The 21,936-nt window shown below is 60.0% G+C and carries 25 protein-coding genes; 17 read left to right on the plus strand and 8 right to left on the minus strand.

The window, feature by feature from the left end; genetic code table 11:
* Window position 1 precedes the first annotated feature (1 nt).
* From thyX to WC421_00290, 7 genes are read left to right on the plus strand one after another with little or no spacing between them, the layout of a single operon-like run.
* Window positions 2–727, plus strand: coding sequence for an FAD-dependent thymidylate synthase (thyX, locus tag WC421_00260; protein ID MFA5160656.1), 726 nt, complete (start codon window positions 2–4; stop codon window positions 725–727).
* Window positions 728–729: 2 nt separating this feature from the next.
* A complete protein-coding gene (locus tag WC421_00265) occupies window positions 730–2,049 on the plus strand; it encodes a hypothetical protein (protein MFA5160657.1) in 1,320 nt (439 codons plus the stop codon).
* 3 nt (window positions 2,050–2,052) lie between these two features.
* Window positions 2,053–2,748 (plus strand): chlorite dismutase family protein, encoded by a 696-nt coding sequence (locus WC421_00270; GenBank protein MFA5160658.1) that lies wholly within the window; start codon window positions 2,053–2,055, stop codon window positions 2,746–2,748.
* A 10-nt stretch (window positions 2,749–2,758) separates the two neighbouring features.
* Window positions 2,759–3,964: a glucose-1-phosphate adenylyltransferase gene (gene glgC / locus WC421_00275; GenBank protein ID MFA5160659.1), complete on the plus strand. Its 1,206-nt coding sequence runs from the start codon at window positions 2,759–2,761 to the stop codon at window positions 3,962–3,964.
* Window positions 3,964–4,866, plus strand: a complete 903-nt coding sequence (locus WC421_00280; GenBank protein MFA5160660.1) for a PhoH family protein — start codon at window positions 3,964–3,966, stop codon at window positions 4,864–4,866. Before glgC ends, WC421_00280 begins: the two co-directional genes overlap by 1 nt.
* Window positions 4,845–5,291, plus strand: a complete 447-nt coding sequence (gene ybeY / locus WC421_00285; GenBank protein ID MFA5160661.1) for an rRNA maturation RNase YbeY — start codon at window positions 4,845–4,847, stop codon at window positions 5,289–5,291. The genes WC421_00280 and ybeY overlap by 22 nt, the downstream gene beginning before the upstream one ends.
* Window positions 5,288–5,782, plus strand: coding sequence for a hypothetical protein (locus WC421_00290; GenBank protein ID MFA5160662.1), 495 nt, complete (start codon window positions 5,288–5,290; stop codon window positions 5,780–5,782). Before ybeY ends, WC421_00290 begins: the two co-directional genes overlap by 4 nt.
* 171 nt (window positions 5,783–5,953) lie before the next feature.
* On the opposite strand, the gene WC421_00295 is transcribed toward WC421_00290, so the two are convergent.
* The 7 genes from WC421_00295 to pilM all read right to left on the minus strand — a co-directional run bounded on the left by WC421_00295 (window position 5,954) and on the right by pilM (window position 13,724).
* Entirely contained in the window at window positions 5,954–7,552 is a 1,599-nt protein-coding gene (locus WC421_00295; protein MFA5160663.1) for an O-antigen ligase family protein, read from the minus strand.
* Complete coding sequence (locus WC421_00300) at window positions 7,522–9,012, minus strand: O-antigen ligase family protein (protein ID MFA5160664.1); 1,491 nt, start codon at window positions 9,010–9,012, stop codon at window positions 7,522–7,524. Before WC421_00300 ends, WC421_00295 begins: the two co-directional genes overlap by 31 nt.
* A 63-nt stretch (window positions 9,013–9,075) precedes the next feature.
* Window positions 9,076–10,944 (minus strand): type IV pilus secretin PilQ, encoded by a 1,869-nt coding sequence (pilQ, locus tag WC421_00305; protein ID MFA5160665.1) that lies wholly within the window; start codon window positions 10,942–10,944, stop codon window positions 9,076–9,078.
* Entirely contained in the window at window positions 10,941–11,480 is a 540-nt protein-coding gene (locus WC421_00310; protein ID MFA5160666.1) for a hypothetical protein, read from the minus strand. Before WC421_00310 ends, pilQ begins: the two co-directional genes overlap by 4 nt.
* A gap of 3 nt (window positions 11,481–11,483) precedes the next feature.
* Window positions 11,484–12,032: a type 4a pilus biogenesis protein PilO gene (pilO, locus tag WC421_00315; protein ID MFA5160667.1), complete on the minus strand. Its 549-nt coding sequence runs from the start codon at window positions 12,030–12,032 to the stop codon at window positions 11,484–11,486.
* Between the two features lies 1 nt (window position 12,033).
* A complete protein-coding gene (locus tag WC421_00320) occupies window positions 12,034–12,597 on the minus strand; it encodes a hypothetical protein (GenBank protein MFA5160668.1) in 564 nt (187 codons plus the stop codon).
* Window positions 12,594–13,724: a type IV pilus assembly protein PilM gene (gene pilM, locus WC421_00325; protein MFA5160669.1), complete on the minus strand. Its 1,131-nt coding sequence runs from the start codon at window positions 13,722–13,724 to the stop codon at window positions 12,594–12,596. Before pilM ends, WC421_00320 begins: the two co-directional genes overlap by 4 nt.
* Window positions 13,725–14,169: 445 nt before the next feature.
* Here pilM and WC421_00330 point away from each other — a divergent pair, with 445 nt between their 5' ends.
* The 10 genes from WC421_00330 (at window position 14,170) to WC421_00375 (ending at window position 20,824) form a co-directional block, all read left to right on the plus strand.
* Complete coding sequence (locus WC421_00330) at window positions 14,170–14,499, plus strand: metalloregulator ArsR/SmtB family transcription factor (protein MFA5160670.1); 330 nt, start codon at window positions 14,170–14,172, stop codon at window positions 14,497–14,499.
* Complete coding sequence (locus WC421_00335; GenBank protein ID MFA5160671.1) at window positions 14,496–15,794, plus strand: permease; 1,299 nt, start codon at window positions 14,496–14,498, stop codon at window positions 15,792–15,794. Before WC421_00330 ends, WC421_00335 begins: the two co-directional genes overlap by 4 nt.
* A gap of 9 nt (window positions 15,795–15,803) precedes the next feature.
* Window positions 15,804–16,037 carry a thioredoxin family protein gene (locus WC421_00340; protein MFA5160672.1) on the plus strand — a complete coding sequence of 78 codons (234 nt, stop codon included), beginning with the start codon at window positions 15,804–15,806 and terminating at the stop codon, window positions 16,035–16,037.
* Window positions 16,034–16,804, plus strand: a complete 771-nt coding sequence (locus WC421_00345) for a methyltransferase domain-containing protein (protein ID MFA5160673.1) — start codon at window positions 16,034–16,036, stop codon at window positions 16,802–16,804. The genes WC421_00340 and WC421_00345 overlap by 4 nt, the downstream gene beginning before the upstream one ends.
* On the plus strand, window positions 16,804–17,172 hold the full coding sequence (locus tag WC421_00350; protein ID MFA5160674.1) for a putative zinc-binding protein: 369 nt from the start codon (window positions 16,804–16,806) through the stop codon (window positions 17,170–17,172). The genes WC421_00345 and WC421_00350 overlap by 1 nt, the downstream gene beginning before the upstream one ends.
* A 10-nt stretch (window positions 17,173–17,182) precedes the next feature.
* Complete coding sequence (locus WC421_00355; protein ID MFA5160675.1) at window positions 17,183–17,680, plus strand: nitrophenyl compound nitroreductase subunit ArsF family protein; 498 nt, start codon at window positions 17,183–17,185, stop codon at window positions 17,678–17,680.
* On the plus strand, window positions 17,680–18,375 hold the full coding sequence (locus WC421_00360) for an aromatic aminobenezylarsenical efflux permease ArsG family transporter (protein MFA5160676.1): 696 nt from the start codon (window positions 17,680–17,682) through the stop codon (window positions 18,373–18,375). The genes WC421_00355 and WC421_00360 overlap by 1 nt, the downstream gene beginning before the upstream one ends.
* A gap of 1 nt (window position 18,376) precedes the next feature.
* Window positions 18,377–18,676, plus strand: a complete 300-nt coding sequence (locus WC421_00365) for a carboxymuconolactone decarboxylase family protein (protein MFA5160677.1) — start codon at window positions 18,377–18,379, stop codon at window positions 18,674–18,676.
* A gap of 11 nt (window positions 18,677–18,687) precedes the next feature.
* Window positions 18,688–19,734, plus strand: coding sequence for an ACR3 family arsenite efflux transporter (gene arsB / locus WC421_00370; protein ID MFA5160678.1), 1,047 nt, complete (start codon window positions 18,688–18,690; stop codon window positions 19,732–19,734).
* A gap of 205 nt (window positions 19,735–19,939) precedes the next feature.
* Window positions 19,940–20,824 carry a hypothetical protein gene (locus WC421_00375; GenBank protein MFA5160679.1) on the plus strand — a complete coding sequence of 295 codons (885 nt, stop codon included), beginning with the start codon at window positions 19,940–19,942 and terminating at the stop codon, window positions 20,822–20,824.
* Here the strand turns inward: WC421_00375 and WC421_00380 are convergent.
* Window positions 20,811–21,593 (minus strand): hypothetical protein, encoded by a 783-nt coding sequence (locus tag WC421_00380; GenBank protein ID MFA5160680.1) that lies wholly within the window; start codon window positions 21,591–21,593, stop codon window positions 20,811–20,813. The two genes, WC421_00375 and WC421_00380, sit on opposite strands and share 14 nt — an antisense overlap.
* Window positions 21,594–21,936: the final 343 nt, after the last annotated feature.

Consider the following 21,936-nt stretch of genomic DNA (forward strand, 5'->3'; position numbering starts at 1 on the left):
TATGACCACAACCACAGAGCGGGAAGCCGCGTCCGTAACCGTGCTGGACAAGGGATTTGTCCGCCTGAAGGATTTCATGGGCGGAGACCTGCGCGCGGCGGAATCCGCGCGGGTTACATTCGGTTCCGATTCCAAGGGGGAGGAGCGGGATAAGAAGCTCATAGAATACCTGCTCGCCCACGCGCATTTCACGCCTTTTGAGCATTGCGTCTTCCAATTCCATGTAAAATGCCCCATATTCGTCGCCCGGCAATGGATGCGGCACCGCTGGGGCTCCTACAACGAGGTCAGCGCGCGCTATACCGAGGTCCGGGACGAGTTTTACATCCCGCAGGCCTTCCGCGCCCAGGATACGGGGAACAAGCAGGGCTCCGTCTCGTCCGAAAAGCTGGACCAGGAAAAGCTGCTGGCGGAGTATTCCGCCGCGGTGGAGGCTTCTTTTGCCGCCTACCGGAAGCTGCTGGCCTCCGGCGTCGCGCGCGAAATGGCCAGAATGGCGCTGCCCGTGTCCCAGTACACGCAGTTCTACTGGACGGTGAACGCCAGAAGCCTGTTCAATTTCCTGGCGCTGCGCGCGGACGCGCACGCGCAGCTTGAAATCCGGGCCTATGCAGACGCCATAATAAACATATTCCGCATGAAAATGCCCTGGACACTGGAAGCTTTCGAGAAACTCTATCTTTCCCGTCCCGCGGAGTTTTCCGGCCAGTCCATGAAGTGCTTCTGATTATGAAAATGCTGCTGAGCGCAATGATGCTGCTGGCCGCCTGCGCCGCGGCACAGGACCAGCCGGAAGTGCAGACTCATGCGAATGTGCCGCAGCAGCTTTCAACCCCGGGCATATCCGGCGCGGCCTCCGGCGGGCCGATAGCGGACCAGCCGCAGCAGAACTCCGGCGCGCAGCCGCCTGCGGCTGCGCCGCAGACATTGCCGCAGCCGCCCGCGCAGCAGCCTCCGGCGGACAGCGCCGCGCAGCCGCAGCCGGCGGAACAGCAGGCGACGCCCATGCCCATGCCCTCCCCCGCCGGCGGGGATACGCTGCCCGCGCCGGAAGCCGCACCCCCTCCTGCGGCAAACCGGGCGACCGGGAAAGCCCGCGCCCCCGCCAGGCGCAAACGTGTAAAGACGGGCTCTTCCACAAAGTCAAAGCAGGCGGCCCTGCCGCAAAAGCCCGCCGAAAAAAAATACTGGAAAACGGAGGAATATATACCGCCTGCCACTGCAAGAGGCGTGTTCTCCGGCTCTTTTGACGGAGTGAAAACCGGCGCGGTGGAAGGGTTCGTGCATTTTGCGGGCACCACCACGGCTTCGGATTTCGCGGACATGCTGGCGCCCTTTGACGGCAGGCTTTACGAATTCAAAACCAAGCTGTTCCAGTGGGTGGAACAGGGACAGGACCTTGGCGTCATCACCTCGGTGGAAATGGCCGCGCAGCTGGATATAGGCGCCTCCACCGCCACGGTGCGCAGGCGCTGGGGCAGCGTGTTTGATTATGAGCATATCAAGGCTCCCTATTCCGGCATTGTGGTCAAGATGAACGTCAAGGACCGCCAGGATTTGCACGAGAACGACCCCATTCTCACCATAGGCCGCAAGTTTTACGTGATAGGCAGGACCAACACCAAAGTCCCCATACCGCTGCAGCCGGGCATGCCCGCCATCGTTGCGGATCCGGACGGCCTCAAGGGCAGGGGCGTTTTGGACCGCTTCGTGCCAGTGGGCGACACCGGGCTTTACCAAGTGCGCGTGGAAGTAACCACCGGAGACAAGTCATACCAGCCGGGTATGGTTTTCACCGGCGAAATTCAAAACCCCGCAAACCCCCGTTACGCCAAGGTTCCGGTCAACACGCTTATACGGCGCGAAGGCAAGACCTATATGCTGATACTGGCCAAGGTCAAGCCCGGCGGACGGCTGGGCAATTACGCGGAAATTCTGGACGGGGTGGAGCCGGGCATGATTTACATAGACCCCAGTTCGCTCTACAACATCAAGCCTGAAGGGGCCAGCTGCCCCTGCCCCGCCCGGAAAATCGGCGGCAAGAGCTGATTTATGGAAAAAAAATCCAGGCAGTCCGACATACGCTACGCCAACTTCCTGTTCCTTAAAGCCGCGCCGGAATTCCGCCGCCTGCTCTCAAACGAGCGCATCGCCGCCAAGCAGGAGCTGGAAAACACGGTCAGCGCCGCGCAGGAGGAGGTTTTCCTGCGCACCTATTCGCTGGTGGGGCTGGACGCCCGCTGCGATATGCTGCTGTGGATGGCCGCGCCCGACATAAGGCTTATCCAGAAGGCCTGGTCGCGCATTTCCACCTCCGGCGCGGGCAGGTATTTCACGCCGGCGATGTGCTTTATCGGGCTTTTCACCCTGCCGGAGCAGCCGCCCGCCAGAAACTGCGCGGGCGGGGTGCCGGCGGGGCTGTTCGGCAAGTACCGCTACATGCTGCTGCACCCGCTGGTGCGGGCGCATGCCTGGCACGAGCTTTCCCAGCCCGAACGCGACAAATTCCTGGCCGAGCGGCAGGCGGCGCTTTCCCGGTTTCCCGGAGTGGCGGAGCATTTCTTCCACTCCTACGGCATGGACGAGCAGGAGCATATAGTAGTCCGCGAGGCGGACGCGCTTGAGGACCTGGCGCTTGCCTCCCGCGATTTGCGCGAGCTGCGCATAAAACAGTTCGCGCTGCGCGACACGCCCAACATGCTCTGTGTGGGCGCGGATCTGGCGGAAATTCTGGACAGTCTGGGATAGGAGGCGGCATATGAAAGTTCTGGGAATTGTGATGGCGGGCGGCAAGGGCGAGCGGCTGTACCCGCTCACCAAGGAACGTTCCAAGCCGGCGGTGCCCTTCGGCGGAAAGTACAGAATCATAGATTTCGTCCTTTCCAATTTCGTCAACTCGGGCGTGTTCTCCTCCTACCTGCTGGTGCAGTACATGTCGCAGTCGCTTATTGAATATGTGCGCATGAGTTGGAGGCTAAGCGGTATCACCAACGACCAGTTCATCACCATAGTGCCGCCGCAAATGCGGCTGGGCGAGATGTGGTACCGCGGCACAGCCGACGCCGTGCGCCAGAACCTCAACATAATAAGCGACTTCAAGCCCGACATCCTGGCCATATTCGGCGCCGACCACGTCTACCGCTGCGACGTGCGCCAGATGATAGATTTCCACGTCGCCAACAACGCCGACGTGACAATAGCCGCGCTGACGGTGCCGATAAAACAGGCCAGCGCCTTCGGCACCATAATGACGGATTCAAAAGGCCGCGTTACCGGCTTCGAGGAAAAGCCTGCCAACCCGAAACCCATTCCCGGCAATCCGGGCTGCGTGTACGCCTCCATGGGCAATTATATTTTCAACTACAACTCGCTGGTGAAAATATTTCACGAGGAACATGCCGAAATGCCGGGGCTTGATTTCGGCAAGAGCATTCTGCCGGCGATATGCAAGCGCTACCGCGTATTCGCGTGGAATTTCCATTCGCAGACGCTGCCCGGCATAAAATCCTACGAGGAAAAAGGCTACTGGCGCGACGTGGGGACCATACAGAGCTACTGGCAGACCAACATGGACCTCCTGGGCGAAAAGCCCAGGCTGGACCTTAGCAACCGCAGCTGGCAGATACATTCGGCCAGCTACAATTCCCCGCCGGCGAAATTCATAGGCGCCGACGTGCGCGATTCCATGATAAGCGACGGCTGCATCATAGACAACGCCTCCATACACCACAGCATACTGGGCCGCGGCGTAACGGTGCACGAGAAATGCGTCATTGAGGACTGCATCATAATGGACGCCTGCGAAATCCGCCCCGGCACCCGCCTCAAGAAGGTGATAGTGGACCGCTTCAACACGCTGGGCCCCAAAATCTCCATAGGCCACGACCCGGACGAGGACGCGCAGCACCATTACATAGACCCCTCCGGCATAGCCGTAATCCCCAGGGGCCGCACGCTGATCTGATGGTTACCAAAAAAATCAGGCTGGAGGATTCGGCGCAGGCGCTGGCCGTGCTGGGCGCGCAGGACAGCAGGCTGCGCCAGCTGGAGCGCGAACTGCGCGTGGGCATTTTCGTCCGCCACGACCCGGACGGGCAGGCTGTGGAGTTGTCGGTGCGGGGCAGTGTTTCCAGAGTGGACAAGGCGCTCTCGCGCATAAGGGCCGCCGCGCAGCAGCCGCCGCCGCGCCAGCCCTCCCCGCGGGAGGAAGAGGCCGCCTGCCGCAGGCCCGCCGTTCCGCGCTCGCCGCGGCAGAAGCGGTATCTGGAGGCGATTTTCGAGCATGACCTGGTAATCGCCACCGGCCCGGCGGGAACCGGCAAGACCTATCTGGCCGTGGCCGCCGCGCTGCGCGCGCTGGAGCTGAACCTGGCCGAGCGTATTATCCTCACCCGCCCCATAGTGGAAGCGGGGGAGAAGCTGGGCTTTCTGCCCGGCGACCTCTACGAGAAGGTGCATCCCTATCTGCGCCCGCTCTACGACGCTTTTTACGCCATGCTGGGGCCGGAGCGGCTGCGCGCCTGGCGCGATGACGGCGTGGTGGAGATAGTGCCGCTGGCCTACATGCGCGGGCGCACGTTGGAAAACGCTTTCATAATTCTGGACGAGGCGCAGAACACCGCGCCCGAGCAGATGAAAATGTTCCTGACCCGCATGGGCCTCAACTCCAAAATGGTCATCACCGGCGATACCAGCCAGACGGATTTGCGCGACAAGTCGCAGAGCGGGCTGCTGCACGCCATGCAGGTGCTGCGCAAAATCCCGGCGGTGGGATTTGTTCGGTTTTCAAGCGAGGACGTGGTGCGCCATCCTCTGGTGCGCGAGATAGTGGACGCCTACGACAAATGGGAAAAAGCGAAAAAATAACGGGCCGCGCAAAGCGGGTGGGCGTTTTTTACGAGGCCGCCGTCCCGCGCGGAAGCAGGCCGCCGCAGGCGATACTGAAAAAAGCGGTTTCCCGCGCGCTGGGCAAAACCGGCGGCGCCGTGTGCGTGATTTTTGTGGACGGAACACGCATCAGGCGGCTCAACCGCCGCTGGCTGAAAAAAAACCGGCTGACCGATGTGATAGCCTTTTCCTATCCCGCCGCGCCGGGCGCGCCGCTTGGCGATATTTTCGTATGCGCGGAGCAGGCCGCGCGCCAGGCCGCGCGGCTGGGCCATAGCCTGAAAAAAGAGCTTTTGATTCTGGCGGCGCACGGCGCGCTGCACCTTGCCGGCATGGACGACGACACCGCCGCCCGCCGCGCGGACATGAACGCCGCCGCACTTAAAATTCTGGAGGATTTATGACGCACGCAGCCGACACTCTGGTCCGCATGGCCGAGGACATGGAAAGGGCCGTCTCCAATCTGGGGCTTAAAAACTACCACTGCGAAAATCTGGAGCTGCTCTGGACCGGCGAGCTGGAAACCGACGAGGACGGCGCCGCCTACCCCAACCCGCCCGCCATACTGGAATGGGACCGCAGCCGCGACGGCTACCGCGGTTTTCTCAAAATGGCCAAATCTCTGGGCGCGCCCGTAATCTACACAAAGGCGCGGCGTTTCCTGTGGCAGGAGGAGCTTTTCGGCTTTCTGGACCTGCCGGACGTCTCGCCCGGGGAAGAGCTGCGCATAAAGGCCGCCGCGCGCCGCTTTACCGCATACGACGGATACGTGGGCTGCGTGATGCTGGCCTTCAAGCTGGGCGACGTCTGGCACAGCTATCAGGAAATGGCGCCCTGGTACCGCCGTTTTCTGGACGCCATGGACGGCTGCCTGCCGGAAAACTGCGCCGGCTGACAAGCCCGGCATGGGAAATTTGCCCAAAAGTTCGCCCGGGAACCTAACCTGAATGTTTCAGTTGAATTGTGGGATTCGGCGGCGGACGGCGGGATATGCCTGCCAAGTTCCGCGCCGGACTGTCCTCGCCAGTCGCCGTCGAATCCCGCTGCTCTATTGCACACTCCGGGGTCAAGGTAAAACTGTCGCGCAGAGCAGCCCGTCAAAACCGCGGCGCGGCTTTGCGGCGCAAAGCGCGGCCCGCGACGCGGCGTTGGCCCGCCACAGACGCGCCGGTTCCGCATTGCCGCGCCCGGCATAAAGCCGGGCCAGCGACGCGGCGGGGGAGATATATGCGGGCTCCAGGGCGGCGGCGGTTTTGAAGTCCGCTTCCGCGCGGGAATCAAAACCCAGCTTCTCGTATATTTTTCCGCGCGCGAGGCGGTATACCGCGTTATGCGGGCTGAGGCCGGCGGCGCGGTTGATTTCATCCAGCGCGATGTACGGATTTGGCTGATTCAGGGAAAGCTCCGCGACGGCGCGGTCAAAGCACGCGCCCGCGTCGCCCCGATAATACCCGCCGATAATTCCAGTGCGCACGGCAAAAGCCGCCAGGCACAGCGCGAAACCCGCCGCCGCAACCCGCCACTGCCGTTTTTCCGGCGCGGGGGATTCCGGCGCGCCTGCCGCAAGCCCGCAGAAAAAAAGCAGAGCCACAGGCAGATAAAGCATTGTCCCGTCGAAAAGCGACTGCGCCATCACAACCGCGGCCAGCGCGCCTGGCCGCGCATCGGAGGCGGAAAAAGCGCGGAGCAGCCCGGCCAGCGCAAACATCAGGAAGAAAAACGCGGCGGGCAGGCCGTTTTCGGCGGCGAGATTCAGCAGCCAGGAATGCGCGTCCTGCGCGTACCTGCCGTACATGCTTATTCCGGCTAGATACGGAGTGTTCAGCAGCAGATACCCGTGCTCAAAACATCTCGCGCCAACACCCGCCAGAGGATTATGCGCGATTACATCCAGCGCGATCCTCCAGATATGCAGCCGCCCGAAGGCGAAAGGGTCATACGGCTTGGCGGCAAACTCCACAAATACGGATTGCGGAATAAAAGCCAGCGCGGCCAGCGCGCCGCCGGCGCACCACAGCAGCGCGCGGCGGTTGCTGATGCGGCAGATTACAAAAAGCGCGCCCGCAACTGCGCCAAGCAGCGCGCCCCTGCTCTGCGACATATACACCGCGACCCCGCATACCGCCGCGAAAACCGCCATGGCCGCCCTGCGCCGGGAGGGATAATCCGCAGACGCCGCCAGCGCCAGCGACATCGCAAAACCCGCCGCCGCAAAACAAGCCGTCCAGTTCGCATGCGCCTCAAAAATGCCCCCGCGCAAGCGCACAATCAGGATAACCAGCGCAACGCCGTATCCCGCCGCATGTATCAGCCGCGCGGCAAGCTCCCTGCCGCGCGCATCCTGGCGGGCAAGCGCGAAATAAAAACCCGCGCATACCGCGTAATGCGCGCTAAGCCACAAACTCTTCAGCGGCGCGGAGGAAAACGGAATTGCAAGGACAATCCACAGCAGCCACAAAATCAGCCACAATTCCGGCCCTTTTGCGCCGAAGCAAACCGGACCGCCGGGCGCAGGCCGCGGCGGCTGAGCCGACAGCGCGAACACCGGCCACAACGAAAGCAGCAAAATCCCCCGCACAAGCGGCTGCGCCAGCCAGCCCAGCCAAAGCGCGCAGGCCAGCCATAACAGCAGAATCAGCCGCGGTTTTGCCACCATTTTATCCATGAGGCTTTCCTTATATATACGTCCGCAACAAGGCGCTTGTCGCCCAGCAGCGAATAAATTTTGGCCAGTTCGTCGTAAACGGCGGGGTGGAACGGGTTGCGGCGCAGCGCCTCTTCGTAAGCGGCGGCGGCATCGGCCAGGTACGCCCCGTCTTTGCGGGACAATGCCGCCGCGCCGTATGCGCGCGCCAGCATAAGCGCGGCGGACGGCTCGCCGGGATGCCGCGCGCAGATTTCCCGCAGCGGTGAAAACGACTCTTCCGTCCTGCCGGAATCCGAAAGGGAGCGCGCGCGAATCAATTTGACGTCCATATCATGCTGCCGGGTGCAGGCAAACACCGCAAGCGCGGCGGCGCATAATCCGAAAATCAGGGACGGGATTTTGGGGCGCGCGCAGTCCGGCGGGGTTTCGCGCGGAGAGGGCGCAAGGCAGCCCAGCCACCAGCAGAACAATAGAAAAACCGGCGGCGCGGCCAGCGCATAATCGCCAAGCGACATCACCAGTCCGGCGGCAACCGCCTCCCGCGCGCCGACGGGAACGGTTTGGCCCGGGTCTTGCGGCCCGGCGAAAGCGGGCCGGAGGCGCCAGACAATCCAGCCCAGCCAGACAGCGGTGGCCATGACGCCGGTTTCCGCCGCAAGCTGAAGCGGGTAGCAATGCGCCCATATTGACGAGAATTCCCCGCTGCCCGGCACATGAAAAGCCGGATAGACAAAGCCGTATGTTCCCGGACCGAACCCCGCAAGCGGCCTGGCCCGTATCATGTCCAATGCCGCCTGCCACCAGCCCAGCCGCTGCACCAGGCTGAAAATATCCGCGCGGAACGCCGCCGCGCCCAGCAAAAGCGCGCCGGCAAGCGCGGCGGCCTTTTTCAAAATTCCGCCGGACAGCGCCAGCCGGAAAATAAAAATCAGCGCCAGCGCGGCCAGCGCCGCGCGCGAGCGTGTCAGCGCGATTGCCGCTATAAACGCCGCCGCCTGAAACCATTTGCCACGCGCCAGCATGGCCGGCGCAATCAGAAGCAGCCAGTCGGCGAACACGTTGCGGTTGGCAAAAGAACCGGTCATATCGTCGCCGCGCAGCAGCTGATACGCGGCAACCGCCAGCATAAACCAGCTAACCGCCGCCGCAGCGGAAAAGATTTTGCCGCGCTCCCTGTCCGGCAGCAGCGCGGCGCAGTAGAAAACGGCGATTCCGGTTATCCAGTTCAGCGCAGCCTCGCGGCACAGCCCCGGCGCAGGGCTCAAAGCCCAGCACGCCAGCCACCAGACCGCCGCGCAAAGCGGCAGCGCTGTAACACGCGCGGGCAATGCAGACACAACCCATACACAGAACCCGCCCAGCAGCGCGCTTTGAATTATGGTCTGGGACCAGACGTCCATTCCGCCGCGCAGCAGCGGATACGCCGCCAGCATCGCGGCGAGATAAACGGCAAAAGCCCTGTCGGAAAGCCTGCTCATGGGGAAAAGACGCGGCGTTTTCCGCGCAGGCGGAAAACGCCGCAGGACACGCAAAACCCGTTGTCAGACATCCAGTATGCGCGGCGTGACAAATATCAGCAGCTCTATGCGCTGGCGGGTGTTGACCTTCTTCTTGAAAAACCAGCCAAGAAGCGGAATATCGCCCAGCAGCGGCACTTTGTAGAGCGCGTCCACCGTGCTGTCGTAGATAAGGCCGCCGATGACGGTGGTGGCGCCGTCCTTTGTCATGACGGTGGTGGAGGCGGTTCTGGTGTCAACGCCGGGCGCGCCGCCGGCAGCCACCGGCACCGTGAAATTCTGCTGGCTTACCGTGGGATTTACCGCCATGGTAATCCTGCCGTCGGCGTTTATAGTCGGGGTTACTTTCAACGTGATGCCGGTGGCGATATAGTTGACGGTGGTGTTTTGTATGGGCGGGCTGGTGTTTGTGACCGTGGTGGTCACATACGGTATCTGCGTGGTGATGTTGATGCTGGCTTCCTTGTTGTTGAAAGTCGTCACCCGCGGGTCGGAAAGCACCTTGGCCTTGCCCTTTTGCAGCGCGGCCTGGAGGTTGACCTGGAAGATGTAATCGTTGGTCACATGTCCGAAATTGAACAATCCCACGGACGGCTCGCCGGAAACGGTGCCGTATTTCGTGCCGAAGCTGCCCTTGCCGTAGGTGCCGCTGCCGGGCTGCCAGGGCCAGGGTTTCTGCGTGCCGTCCGGCTGGGTGTAATAAAGATCGCCTGTGGTGCTGTCGGACTGCCAGGCGCCCATGATATTCTTGCCCGCCGCGCCGCCGTAAGCCGCATCCACATTGCCGGTCAGGTTCCACTCTATGCCGAAGGCGGAGGAATCGGTCAGGTTGACTTCCACTATTTTGGCCTCTATAAGCACCTGCTGCGGTTTGCGGTCTATCTGGCCCAGAATTCTGGCGGCTATATCCACTCCGTTGAGCGTGTCAGTTACAATCACCATGTTGTTGAGCGTGTTGACGGTAACGGTGCCGGTGCGCCCCTCCGCCTTTATGACGCCTGTAAGCATGGTCTGCGCGTCGGTGGCCTGGATGTAGTTGAGCGGGAACACCCTGGTCACCAGCACGGACTGCGACTTGTCGGCGTTAATGGCCTGCAAAGTGTTGATGCGCATGATATTGGAGCCGAGCTGCTGCGCCACCAGCGCCTTCATGGACAGCACGGTGGAAAACGCCTCGCTGAACGGCACATTGTTGAGGCGGACGGTTACATTTCCCGCCACATCGTCGCTGAAAACCAGGTTTACGTTTATGCGCGCGGCCAGCATGTTGAGCACGTCGCGCACATCAGTGGCGTCGTAGTCCAACGTTACCGGGTCGTGCGGCAGACTGGCCAGAATGTCGTAATACTGGACCTTTTTCTGCGTGGCGGCGCCGTCCTGGCCGTCGGCAGGGGCGCTGTCGCCGTCCGGCGCGGGCTGCCGGGACCGCGTGGCCGCGGACGCGGCGCGCATGTCCGGCGCGGCGGGTTCTTCATGAGCGGGGAGCTTGCCCGGCGCGGACGCCAAATCGCCGGAGGGTCTGAGCAGGACGGTTATGGAATTTTCGGACGAAGAAATAGCGTAGGCGGCTTTTCTGGCAAGCTGCAGCACGACACGCGCTATGCCGACCGGCGTTTTCTGGTACTGTTCCACGCGCACGGCCTCTATCACGCCGCCGTCGCCGGAAATTTTCCTGTCGCCGTCCTTGAGGCGGCTGTCCAGCAGTTCCACCGCCACGCGCGGCGGCTCGGTAACCGAGAAGCTGTCGTACTGCGCGGGACGGTCCGTCCTGATGACCACTTTGTCCGGGCCGACCTCCACGGATTCAACAGAAACAGGCTCCGCGGCAAGTAACGGCGCCGCGCTGCACTGAATCAGCGCAGCCGAAAGCGCGATTGCCGTAAATTTTCTCATCGGGGTTGCTCCTTGTCCGCGCCGCCGGAAAGCTTCGCGCCGCGCGCGGACCTGGTATATGGGAAATCCGCGGAAAGCGCGGTGGTTACAATCTCGCTGCCGCCGGAAAACAGGGTTACCTGCCTGTCCTGTATGACTCCGCTTATGCCGGAAACCGGCTTGTCCTTGCGGTCGTACAGCCTGCCTTTGGAAAGGTAATACGGCAGGCCGGAGAGCTTGTCGTAGAGCATGGCCACGCGGCCGTCCGGCGCGGTCATGATGCCGGAAAGCTCCAGGTTGCGCGGGTCGAATTCCACCGGCTCGGAGGAAGCGGCGCGCAGAATTTCCTGCGTGGCGCTGGAAGCCGGCCCCGACGACACGGAAACCGGCATAAACGGGTCGCGCCCGATTTCCTGCCGGTAAATCTGGCCCGCGCTTACGCCCGCGGAGGTGGAAAGCATTATATCCCCGCCGAAGACGTCCTGCGCCAGGCAGCGCGCGCCCATTGCCGGCAGGGCGGCCAGAACGCAGGAGAAAGCGGTTAAATGTACTCTCATATCTCAACCTTTATACTGGTACGCCACCAGCACGAACGAGGCCTGTATCCCCGCGCCGGCGACGGACATGTTAACATCCCGCACGGTGAAAATGCGCTGCGACGTCGCAATCTCGGCCAGGAAGCGGCCCACCGCGTGATAGCCGCCGGTAATGGTCAGCGCATAGGGAATTTCGGTGTAATAAACCTGTTCCCGCGTGGGCAGGGGCGTTATCGCGGAGATAAAAACACTCTTGTCGCGCGCCAGGGCGGTCAGGGAGCGTATCATGTCCGGCAGCTTGCGGCCCTTGGGCAGCCGTTTTTCGGCGTCGGCCTCGCGGAGCCTGAGCTCTCTTATCTCGGCGTTGAGCGGCTCCAGCTTTGCGGCCATGCCCTTGGCTTTGGATATCTCCTGGTTTATCCTCTCCACCCTTCCCACGGCGTCGGCCTTGCGCGCCGCATACGGCTTCCACAGGAATTTCCAGTAGCCGAAACCGAACATGCCGCAGAACATCACGGAGGCGGCAATTATTTTGGCCAACTCGCCGCTTGCCTGGTCCCGTTGCTCTGCCATATCATTTCACCGCCGGGGACTGATACGTCCCCTTCACCGAAAGAGAGAGTGTCTGCCCGTCCCTGCCGTTGCTGAGCGCGATGGGGCCCACTGTTACATTGGAGTATTCAGGAGCGGCCTCCATGCGGGAAAGCCAGGCGGCCACATCCTCGCCGCTGCGACCGGCGCAATTGAACCCGAAATCTATTTTCCCGCCGTCCTTGAGCTGCGTGCTGACCATGGAAAACCACACCGTCTGCGACAGCTCGCGCGTTATGCCGCGCATGAACAGCGGATAATAATACCGCGACGACAGCAGCCCGTTGAGCGCGTCCAGATGCGACTTGAGCGCGTTGCGGCTTGTCTCCAGCTCGTTTACCACGGCGACGGTTTTAGCGCGCTCCTTGAGTTCCGCCTCTTTGACGCGCAGTTCCTTTTCAGCGCGGACGGCGCTTTCTATGTGCATGGCCGTAAGCCCCAGGAAGAACACCGCGGCCACAACCGCGCCGCCGGCCACGCGCGCGGCCTGCGTGCGTTTTTCCTGACGCTCCAGATATTCCGGCGGGATGAGGTTTATCCGTATCATTGCCAGTCCCAGAGCCTGCGCAGCGCCAAGCCGGCGGCCACCGTCAGCGACGGCGCCACCTCCGGCGGGACGGGCGGCGCGTCCGAGCCGGTGATTATGCTGAGCGGATTGAACTGCTCCACCGGCACCTTAAGCTCGCCCGACAGGAAAGAGGCCAGATTGGGCATTCCGGAACTGCCGCCGGTTATATACGCCTTGGAAACCGCCCTGTCCGGCCCCTGCGAAAGATAAAAATCCACCGAGCGGCGCACCTCCCCCGCAAGGTCGCGCGCGATGTCGGCGATAATGGCCGAGGCCTGGTCGCTCTGCACCACCGACAGGGTGTCCTGCCCGGAAGGCGGCAGGGTTTTGGCCAAGTCTTTGATGCCGACCTGCCGCTTGATATCTTCGGCCTTGGCGGCTTCTATGCCCAGATTTTTGGAAACGGTTTTGGTGAAGCTGCTGCCGGCTATAAGAATGTCGCGCGCCACGCGGGTGACGCCGTTTTCCATGATGGCGAGATTGGTGAGCTTGTGTCCGATGTTGAGCATTACCACCGCGCCGCTGTGAGAGCCGCCCATTCGCTCGTATATGGTTTCCAGCGTGAAGGCGTCCACGTCTATGACCAGAGGGGAAATGTCCGCCGCGCGGAACACTTCCATCCTCTCGCTGATAAGCTCGCTGCGCGCGGCGACCAGCGCGATTTGCATTTTTTTCTGGCCTTCCTCCACGCTCTCGCCGAGAATATGGCAGCCGAGCTGCACGTCTTTTATGTCAAAGGGGATGAACGGCTCCGCCTCTGCGGGCAGCATGAGCGGCAAATCCCTCGGGGCTATTTTCGGAACGGAAACGTAGCGCACTATCACCGCGTTGCCCGACACCGAAACCGCCACCGAGCGCGGCCTGATGCCGGCGCGGCTGAAGGAGTCTTTTACCAGCCGCGCGGTAACCATTTTCTTTTCTTCGGGGGAAGCGTCAGCCTTGAACTGCAGCGGCGCATGCGCCCAGCCTTTGAGCCGGCAGGTCTTATCGCCCGCGACGAGCCAGACGATTTTAACCGCATGGCTGCCCAGGTCCACGCCGACAAGCTCCTGAGGCCCCAGGAATACGCTCTTCAACGAATCCACCAAATCCGCCGCTTTCATCATAAATCATCTACAGTCTATATATATCTTCCCGCGCGCGCAAGGGGGGCGGGACCAGGTTTTTTCCACAATGCCGTATTTTGCTGTCCCGTATTGCAGGAAACAACCGCGCGAATAAAGGAACAAATGCAAAAATAACGGCGTCCCTCTTTGAAACACACAAAAATGGAAAAGAACACCTTTCCCCTTGTCAATCAACGGCATAACACGAAACACACGAAAAGGCTCTGGAACAAGGCGGGAACAACTACCGGAAACTTTTTTTGTTCCCCTTTCGTGTGTTTCGTGGTTTGATTCCGTTTTCGTTGCCGCCAATACACCACAGCTTTTCAAAAAACGGGTGATGTCGCAGGGCGGGACAGGGGGCGGGCCGCCAAGCCGGAGTGTCGCGCCTGGAATTGACAAGCATTTTGTTATTTTGCAAAATACTAGACAATGGAGGCCGCGCATGACAAAGCAAAAAATGTTTTATGATTCGCAGGCGCAGGTGATAAAAGCCCTCGCCCACCCCACAAGGCTGCTGCTGGTAAACAGGCTTGCCCGGCAAGCGGTCTGCGTTTGCGACCTGACCGCAACGGCGGGCTGCGATATCTCAACCGTCTCGCTCCATCTCAATTTATTGCGCAAGGCCGGGCTCGTCTGCTCGGAAAAGAAAGGCAACCGGGTATACTACCGCCTGCTGTGCCCGTGCATAATGGAATTTCTCGGCTGCATCGCCCGCGTAGTCAGGGATAATGCCAGGCGGCAGGCAAGGGTCGCCTCCGGGTGGACGCGATGAACTGGAAAACCGAGTGGAAATGGCTGGCGGGCTTTGCCGCCGCGTTCTTTGCGTTCTATTTCCTGCCGGTCGGCGCGCCGCGTTTTGACGGCGCGGTAACCGAAGCGCTGGAACTGACCAAATGGTATACGCGCGAGCATGTGCTGCTATGCCTTGTGCCGGCCTTGTTGATAGCCGGAGGCATTTCAGCTTTCGTCAGCCAGGCGTCCGTCATGCGCTACTTTGGGGCGCAGGCTAACAAAATTTTATCTTACGGCGTGGCCTCGGTATCCGGTACGATACTGACGGTCTGTTCCTGCACCGTGCTGCCGCTTTTTGCCGGAATTTACAAGCGGGGAGCCGGGCTTGGCCCCGCCATCGCTTTCCTCTACTCCGGCCCGGCAATCAATGTGCTGGCGATTGTGCTGACCGCCCGCATACTCGGCTTTGAAATGGGCCTTGCCCGCGCTATCGGCGCGGTGGTGTTTAGCGTGGTCATCGGCCTGGCGATGCACTTTATCTTTATAAAGGAAGAAGCCGCCAAAGCGCAGTCTCAGGCGGATTTGCCCGTGCCGGAAGCAATCAGGCCGCTTTGGCAGACGGTTTTGTATTTCGCCGCGATGTGCGCTGTCCTTGTTTTTGCCAACTGGGGCAAGGCAGGCGAAACAAGCGGATTCTTTTATGCGGTTTACTCCGTGAAGTGGCCGTTAACTTCTCTGTCCGCGCTTGCCTTCGCGTTTTTTGTGGTCCGGTGGTTCGGCGCGGATAGAATTAAAATTATTGCCGCCTCGTCCGCCACGGCTGTTCTGGCATTGGTTTTTCATGATATGCCGGTGATAGCCTTCAGCGCGGGATTTATCGGCTTATCGTGGGCGATTAACGGCGAGGAAGGCGAACTGGGCGACTGGTTTTCGGCTTCATGGGAACTGTCAAAACAGATATTCCCGCTGCTGCTCGGCGGCGTATTCGTTTCGGGGTTTCTGCTCGGCAGGCCGGGGCATGAGGGAGTAATCCCGTCGGCCTGGGTGGCGTGGGCCGTGGGCGGCAATTCATTTGCGGCTAATTTCTTTTCGTCAATCGTGGCGGCGTTCATGTATTTCGCCACGCTGACCGAAGTGCCGATATTGCAGGGGTTTATCGGCAGCGGCATGGGCAAAGGCCCCGCGCTGGCGTTGCTGCTTGCGGGTCCCGCGCTCTCGCTGCCCAGCATGCTGGTGCTGAAAAGCGTGATGGGCGCTAAAAAAACAGCGGTTTATGTGGCCCTGGTTGTCATTATGGCGACATTCAGCGGAATGTTCTACGGAGCGTTTTTTTAAGGAGGCGACATGAAAACGATACAGATACTGGGCATGGGCTGCCCTAAATGCAACAAGCTCTACGAGCATGCCGAGGCTGCGGCAAAAGAGCTGGGCATTGAATACAAAATGGAGAAAATCTCCGACATAAACAAAATCACCGACATGGGCGTGATGATGACCCCCGCGCTGGCGGTTGACGGCACGGTGAAAATCTCTGGCAGAGTGCCGACGGTGGAAGCCCTCAAGGAGTTGTTGAAATGAAATCTTCCGCGGCTCTAAGAAAAATTGTCAGGCTGGCCTACGGGCGCGCGGCCAGAAAATCCCAATCCTGCTGCTCCGGCTCGTCCTGCTGCGGACACGCGTCAGGCAAGGCGGTTGAAGGCGAATTGGGGCTTTCCTGCGGCGACCCCGTGGCATTTTCCAAAATAAAAAAAGGCATGACCGTGGTTGATCTCGGCAGCGGCGCGGGCAAAGACGTGTTCATCGCCGCCGGAATTGCCGGCCCCGGGGGCCGCGCCATAGGCGTGGACATGACGGCGGGCATGCTCCGTCTCGCCAGACGCAATCTTGAGAAATTCACCGCCAGAACCGGCCTTGCCAATGCGGAATTCCGCAAGGGCATTATTGAAAAACTGCCTGTTGAGAACGGCGAGGCGGACCTGATAATATCCAACTGCGTCATAAACCTCTCGCCCGACAAACCCGCCGTGTTCCGCGAGGCGTTCCGCGCGCTTAAGCCCGGCGGCAAACTGGTGGTCAGCGACATAGCGCTTAACCGCGCTTTGCCGCCCAGGCTGAAAAAAGACGCCGGGCTTTACGCCGCCTGCGTGGCGGGCGCGCTTTTGCGCGAAGATTATATCGGAGCGATAAGACAGGCCGGTTTTGTGAAAATAAAAACGCTTTCCGACAAGCTTTATTCCGCGGGGGCGGCGGGGCTGGACCCGATAACCTCCAGAACCGGCAAGGCGCTTGAGGGCGCGGCCTCAAGCCTTACAATTGAGGCGGTTAAACCCGGGAGGAGAAAATAATGGCGGAAAATTCATGCGGCTGCGGCGGAGACACAAAGCTTGTTTTCACCTGCTCGGGGTGTTCTGACTTGGGAGAAATAGCCGACAGAACCGGCAGGCAATTGTCTAAAGACGGCATTGGCAGGATGTCCTGCCTTGCGGGAATCGGCGCGGGGATAAGCGGCTTTATCGCCTCGGCAAGCGGAGCGTGCAAAACGCTGGCGATTGACGGCTGCCCGGTTGATTGCGCCAAAAAGTGCATGGAGAAGGCAAGCGTTACAAACTTCATTCACCTGCGCTTAACCGGCCTCGGCCTTGAAAAAGGCAAATCCCCAGCCAACAAGGAAAACATGGAGAAAGCTTCTGAAGCGGCCAAAAAACTTCTTTAACCTGAAAGCGATGTTTGTTTTGGCAGCCGGCTTTGCGGCGTGTTCGCTTATGATTTGGGATGGCGGACATGCTTTTGCCGCGCCGGTTGCGAAAAAAAGCAAACCGGCGCCGGCAGCAGCCGCAAAAAAGCCCGCCCCGAAACCGGCTGAAAAGGAAACCGAAAAGAAAGCCGGAAGCAAATTGACGGTTTATTATTTCCACGGCTACGCCCGCTGCGCTTCCTGCCGTAAAATAGAGCAGTACACAAAAGAGGCGGCGGAGAGCTTCGCCGCCGGGCAGTATGCGGGCCGCGTGGCGTTTGCCGCGCTGAATGTTGAGGAAAAGGCAAATGAGCATTTCGTAAAAGATTATCAACTCGTCTCAAAAACCGTGGTCCTTCAGCCGGAAAAAGACGGCAAACCCGGCGCCTGGGAAAATCTTGACCGCATCTGGTTTGAATTGGGCAGCAAGGACAAATTCCTCGTCTACGTGAAAGAGCATATAGTCAAACAACTGGAGGCCAAATAGTGCCGGATATTTCAATCCCGGCTGTTGCGGCCTTCTGGCTCGGGCTTTTGACGGCTATCAGCCCCTGCCCGCTGGCTACAAACCTGGCGGCGGTGTCTTATATCGGGAAATCACTGGCGGGCGCAAAGACGGCGCTGTGGTCCGGGCTGGCCTATGTCGCCGGGCGGACTTTGGTCTATGCGGTTTTAGGATTCCTGCTGGTGAAAGGCCTGGTATCCGCGCCGGGACTGTCGTTTTTCCTGCAAAAATACGGCAATCAGATACTCGGGCCGCTGTTGATAGCGGCGGGATTGTTTCTGCTGCGCGTCATCAAACTTGACTTTCTAAGCTTCGGCGTCGGCGGCGAGGGGAAATTCAAAAATTCCAAAGGCATAATCCCGTCGCTGCTGATGGGCGCGGTATTCGCGCTTTCCTTCTGTCCGGTTTCGGCGGCGCTGTATTTCGGCGCATTGGTGCCGCTTGCCGCGAAAGAATCTTCCGCCGTGATTTTGCCGGCGTTATTCGGCATCGGGACCGGCCTGCCCGTCGCGGCGTTCGCGGTGATAGCGGCCCTGGGGCTGCAATCGGCGGGGCAATTCTATCACAACATGGCGAAAGCGGAGCGAATCGTCCGCATAGCTACCGGCGCCGTATTTGTCGGCGTGGGCGCATGGCTTTGCGTTAAGTACATACTGCCGGTAATCACAGGAGGATAACATGTCGGACAGGAAACCGTGGTATCTCGGACAGTCGCCGCTCGGCGCGGGTTACGCGCATTTTTCCAATACGGCAAAGCAAAAGACCGCGCTGGACGATAAAACCAAAGAGCTTATCAGGCTGGCGGTTGCTTCGGTATTCAGGTGCAAACACTGCACCAAGCATCATGTAAAAGACGCGCTTGCCGCCGGAGCCGGCAAAGAGGAGATAAAAGAGGCCATTCTGCTCTCCGCGCTTCAGGCCGCCGGGACGCAGCTCAACTGGCACAGGGAATTTTTTGAGGAAACCCTGAATTCATAACAGGAGGCGGCATGGAAGGGCACAAACGTCTTTCGGCGATAGACCGCTATCTGACCGCGCTGATTTTCGCGGCGATGGCGCTGGGCGTGGGAATCGGTTACTTCTTCCCGTCGGTAAACAATGCCATATCGGCCATGAGCGTGGGCGCCACCTCTATCCCGATAGCCGTCGGGCTGATACTGATGATGTATCCGCCGTTGGCGAAAGTGCGCTATGAAAAGCTCCACGAGGTTTTTCAGGATAAAAAAGTCCTGACACTCTCGCTGGTTCAAAACTGGATTGTGGGGCCGATACTCATGTTCGCGCTCGCCGTGCTGTTCCTGCGCGACAGGCCGCACCTGATGTCCGGCGTGATATTGATAGGCATTGCGCGCTGCATTGCCATGGTCATTGTCTGGAACGATCTGGCCGAGGGCGACTGCGAATACTGCGCCGCGCTGGTGGGGCTGAACTCGCTGTTTCAGGTTTTCCTGTATTCGTTTTACGCTTGGGTATTTATAACTGTTCTGCCGGGCGCATTGGGTATCGGCAAAGGCATGGTGGTGAACGTAACCATGGGCGAAATAGCCAAAAGCGTGTTTATTTACCTCGGCATCCCGTTTCTGGCGGGCATGTTTACGCGATATTTCGCGGTCAAGGCAAAGGGCGAGGAATGGTATAAGCGCGAAATTCTCCGCCGCATAAGCCCCATCACGCTTATCGCCCTGCTTTTCACCATAGTGGTGATGTTTTCGCTCAAGGGGGAGTATATCGTTCAACTGCCGCTTGATGTGGCGCGGGTCGCCATTCCTCTGGCGGTATATTTTCTGCTGATGTTCTTTGTGAGCTTTTGGATGTCCTGCAAACTCGGCGTGGATTATAAGAAAACAGTGACGCTTTCATTTACCGCCGCCAGCAATAATTTTGAGCTGGCGATAGCGGTGGCGGTGGCGGTATTCGGGCTGAACTCGCAGGAGGCTTTTGCCGCCGTAATCGGCCCGCTGCTGGAAGTGCCGATACTCATAATGCTGGTCAATGTGGCGCTAAAGCTTCAAGCCAGATATTACCCATCCAGGTGATTACTAACCTGAAAATTTCAAGTTAACCGGCTGCCCTGGTCCACGCCGACAAGCTCCTGTGGCCCCGGGAACACGCTTTTCAACGAATCTATCAAATCCGCCGCTTTCGCCATAAACCCGGTTACAGCGTATATATATTCCCGCGCGCGCAAGACCCATCCCCGCCCGCTCGCCACCAACTGCGGAAAATGGGTATACTCTGCGCATGGGTTTGATTTTTGCGTTCCTGATGGCGCAACCCGCGCTGTGTCAGACGCGGGCTGTCCCGGCGGAGACTTCAAAATCCTCCGCGCCGGCCTCCGGAAAAAGCGCATGGATTGAAACTGCCTCGCCGCATTTCAGGATTTTCCATAAGGCGGGCTGGCTGCCCGCCGGCCTGGAGCTGGAACTGGAGCGGATTTACGGGCGAATGCGCTTTGACATGTCGCTTTTCGCGCCCTGGATGGAAAAACAGCGGACAACGGTCTATATTTATCCCTCCCGCGCGGATTACGCGGCGGGCGAGTTCGCGCCCCCGGCATGGTCACGCGGCCTGGCGCTGTATGAAAAACGCGCCATTGCCATATATGACGACGGCGACAGGGACAAGCTGCGCGGAACCGTAGCGCACGAGCTGGCGCATCTGTTTTTTGAATCCTTTTTCCAGGGGACGGATTCCCGGACGAAACTGCCTCCGGCCTGGCTTGACGAAGGCGTGGCCGTGATGATGGAGGATGCCGCCGGCGGAAGCGGTCAATGGAATGCCGCCCTCAACCGCAGCCTGCCGGAGCGGATGAAGCCTCTTAAAACCCATGTTGCGCTGCAGCCGGGCGAACACGACCCGCCGGAGGCGGTGGAGGCCTGGTATCTGGAATCTTTCGCGATGGTGAAGTTCCTGTTTTCCCCGGCGCGCCGGCTCCAGTTCAAGGGCCTCTGCGCCGAAATCCGCGCCGGACGGACGGCGGAATCAGCCCTGTGGAAAAACTACCGCTTCAAAACCCTCTCCGAACTGGATACGGAACTGCGCCTCTGGGTTTCCGGCGGCGGCAGGGGCGGCGGCTGGAAGTTCGAACCGAGGGGGGTTTCCTCCTTCCCCTTCACAAAACATTGACTGAAGCCGCCGCCTCCCGCGTTTCGTCTATGAATGCCGGATAGTTTTCCGCCGTTATCTGCTGGCCGTGCCGGTATAGCACCACCCAGTTGCCGCCCGCTTCCAGGGACCAGCCCCGTCGCAGCGAAAAAATGGATGCCGCTTCCGGGGTCAGGAATGCCTTGGCTTCCTTGGGCGTGGCCGATTTCATCCTGTATGCGGACGAGAAGTCGGGATGCTCAGGAAACACGAGCGGCTGGTAATTTTCCGGCGCATTCATCGTGCCGGCGATTTGAGCCGGCCATATGGCCAGCGGCGGCAACAGCCGGCGCGTCTTGAAGGCGGACACCGTCTGGCATACGAAAACCATTCTGCCCTTGACCGGCATCGTGTAAGTGTAGTCAAAATAAAGCGATTCGCCGAACGCGCCGCCGCGCATCATGTTGGTGAATTCGTCGCCGCCCTTAAGCGCATAGAAATTGCTCATGCCGGGCTGCCTGGCGGAAGAGGTTTCTATGTTGAACAGGGGGAGTTTGCAGAATTCCTCGTTGAGCAGTTCCACGGCCTTTCGCGTGAAACGCGCGTCCAGCCGCGCGGCTATGCTTTCGAGCGTCTGCACCCGTGCCTTGCTTTGCGAGGCTGCCACAACCGCCAGCGCCACGGCCAGCAGCACTATGACAGCCGCGATGGAGGCGATGTCGACAGCGCGCATATTGTCGCCGGCCCATGCCGGCGCGCATGCCGCCGTCCAGACCCATGCCGCCGCGAAAGAGGCCGAAAAAAATCTCATGCAGTCTTTGTATCAAAAACACAAACCCCGCCGCAATCTCCCGGACGGCACGACATCACCCATTTTTTCCACAATTCCATGGTTTTCTGTCCCATATCACCGGAAACGACCGCGCAAATGAGGAAACAAATGCCAGAAATAACGGCGTCCCTCATTGAACGAGACACACGAAAAGGCTCTGGAACAAGGCGGGAACAACTACCGGGAACTTTTTTTTGTTCCCCTTTCGTGTGTTTCATGGTTTGATTCCGTTTTCGTTGTCGTTTGCCAATACACCTAAGCTCTTAAAAAAAAACGGGGGATGTCGTGCCCGGACAGCCTGGCCGCCGCTTTACTTGGGCGG

The organism is Elusimicrobiales bacterium (assembly GCA_041651175.1).
Classification (GTDB): Bacteria; Elusimicrobiota; Elusimicrobia; order Elusimicrobiales; family Elusimicrobiaceae; genus JAQTYB01.

Bases quoted from the DNA above. Each gene is read 5' to 3' on its own strand.
- thyX (MFA5160656.1), top strand. From the start codon at position 2: ATGACCACAACCACAGAGCGGGAAGCCGCGTCCGTAACCGTGCTGGAC.
- WC421_00265 (MFA5160657.1), top strand. From the start codon at position 730: ATGAAAATGCTGCTGAGCGCAATGATGCTGCTGGCCGCCTGCGCCGCG.
- WC421_00270 (MFA5160658.1), top strand. From the start codon at position 2,053: ATGGAAAAAAAATCCAGGCAGTCCGACATACGCTACGCCAACTTCCTG.
- glgC (MFA5160659.1), top strand. From the start codon at position 2,759: ATGAAAGTTCTGGGAATTGTGATGGCGGGCGGCAAGGGCGAGCGGCTG.
- WC421_00280 (MFA5160660.1), top strand. From the start codon at position 3,964: ATGGTTACCAAAAAAATCAGGCTGGAGGATTCGGCGCAGGCGCTGGCC.
- ybeY (MFA5160661.1), top strand. From the start codon at position 4,845: ATGGGAAAAAGCGAAAAAATAACGGGCCGCGCAAAGCGGGTGGGCGTT.
- WC421_00290 (MFA5160662.1), top strand. From the start codon at position 5,288: ATGACGCACGCAGCCGACACTCTGGTCCGCATGGCCGAGGACATGGAA.
- WC421_00295 (MFA5160663.1), bottom strand. From the start codon at position 7,552: ATGGATAAAATGGTGGCAAAACCGCGGCTGATTCTGCTGTTATGGCTG.
- WC421_00300 (MFA5160664.1), bottom strand. From the start codon at position 9,012: ATGAGCAGGCTTTCCGACAGGGCTTTTGCCGTTTATCTCGCCGCGATG.
- pilQ (MFA5160665.1), bottom strand. From the start codon at position 10,944: ATGAGAAAATTTACGGCAATCGCGCTTTCGGCTGCGCTGATTCAGTGC.
- WC421_00310 (MFA5160666.1), bottom strand. From the start codon at position 11,480: ATGAGAGTACATTTAACCGCTTTCTCCTGCGTTCTGGCCGCCCTGCCG.
- pilO (MFA5160667.1), bottom strand. From the start codon at position 12,032: ATGGCAGAGCAACGGGACCAGGCAAGCGGCGAGTTGGCCAAAATAATT.
- WC421_00320 (MFA5160668.1), bottom strand. From the start codon at position 12,597: ATGATACGGATAAACCTCATCCCGCCGGAATATCTGGAGCGTCAGGAA.
- pilM (MFA5160669.1), bottom strand. From the start codon at position 13,724: ATGATGAAAGCGGCGGATTTGGTGGATTCGTTGAAGAGCGTATTCCTG.
- WC421_00330 (MFA5160670.1), top strand. From the start codon at position 14,170: ATGACAAAGCAAAAAATGTTTTATGATTCGCAGGCGCAGGTGATAAAA.
- WC421_00335 (MFA5160671.1), top strand. From the start codon at position 14,496: ATGAACTGGAAAACCGAGTGGAAATGGCTGGCGGGCTTTGCCGCCGCG.
- WC421_00340 (MFA5160672.1), top strand. From the start codon at position 15,804: ATGAAAACGATACAGATACTGGGCATGGGCTGCCCTAAATGCAACAAG.
- WC421_00345 (MFA5160673.1), top strand. From the start codon at position 16,034: ATGAAATCTTCCGCGGCTCTAAGAAAAATTGTCAGGCTGGCCTACGGG.
- WC421_00350 (MFA5160674.1), top strand. From the start codon at position 16,804: ATGGCGGAAAATTCATGCGGCTGCGGCGGAGACACAAAGCTTGTTTTC.
- WC421_00355 (MFA5160675.1), top strand. From the start codon at position 17,183: ATGTTTGTTTTGGCAGCCGGCTTTGCGGCGTGTTCGCTTATGATTTGG.
- WC421_00365 (MFA5160677.1), top strand. From the start codon at position 18,377: ATGTCGGACAGGAAACCGTGGTATCTCGGACAGTCGCCGCTCGGCGCG.
- arsB (MFA5160678.1), top strand. From the start codon at position 18,688: ATGGAAGGGCACAAACGTCTTTCGGCGATAGACCGCTATCTGACCGCG.
- WC421_00375 (MFA5160679.1), top strand. From the start codon at position 19,940: ATGGGTTTGATTTTTGCGTTCCTGATGGCGCAACCCGCGCTGTGTCAG.
- WC421_00380 (MFA5160680.1), bottom strand. From the start codon at position 21,593: ATGAGATTTTTTTCGGCCTCTTTCGCGGCGGCATGGGTCTGGACGGCG.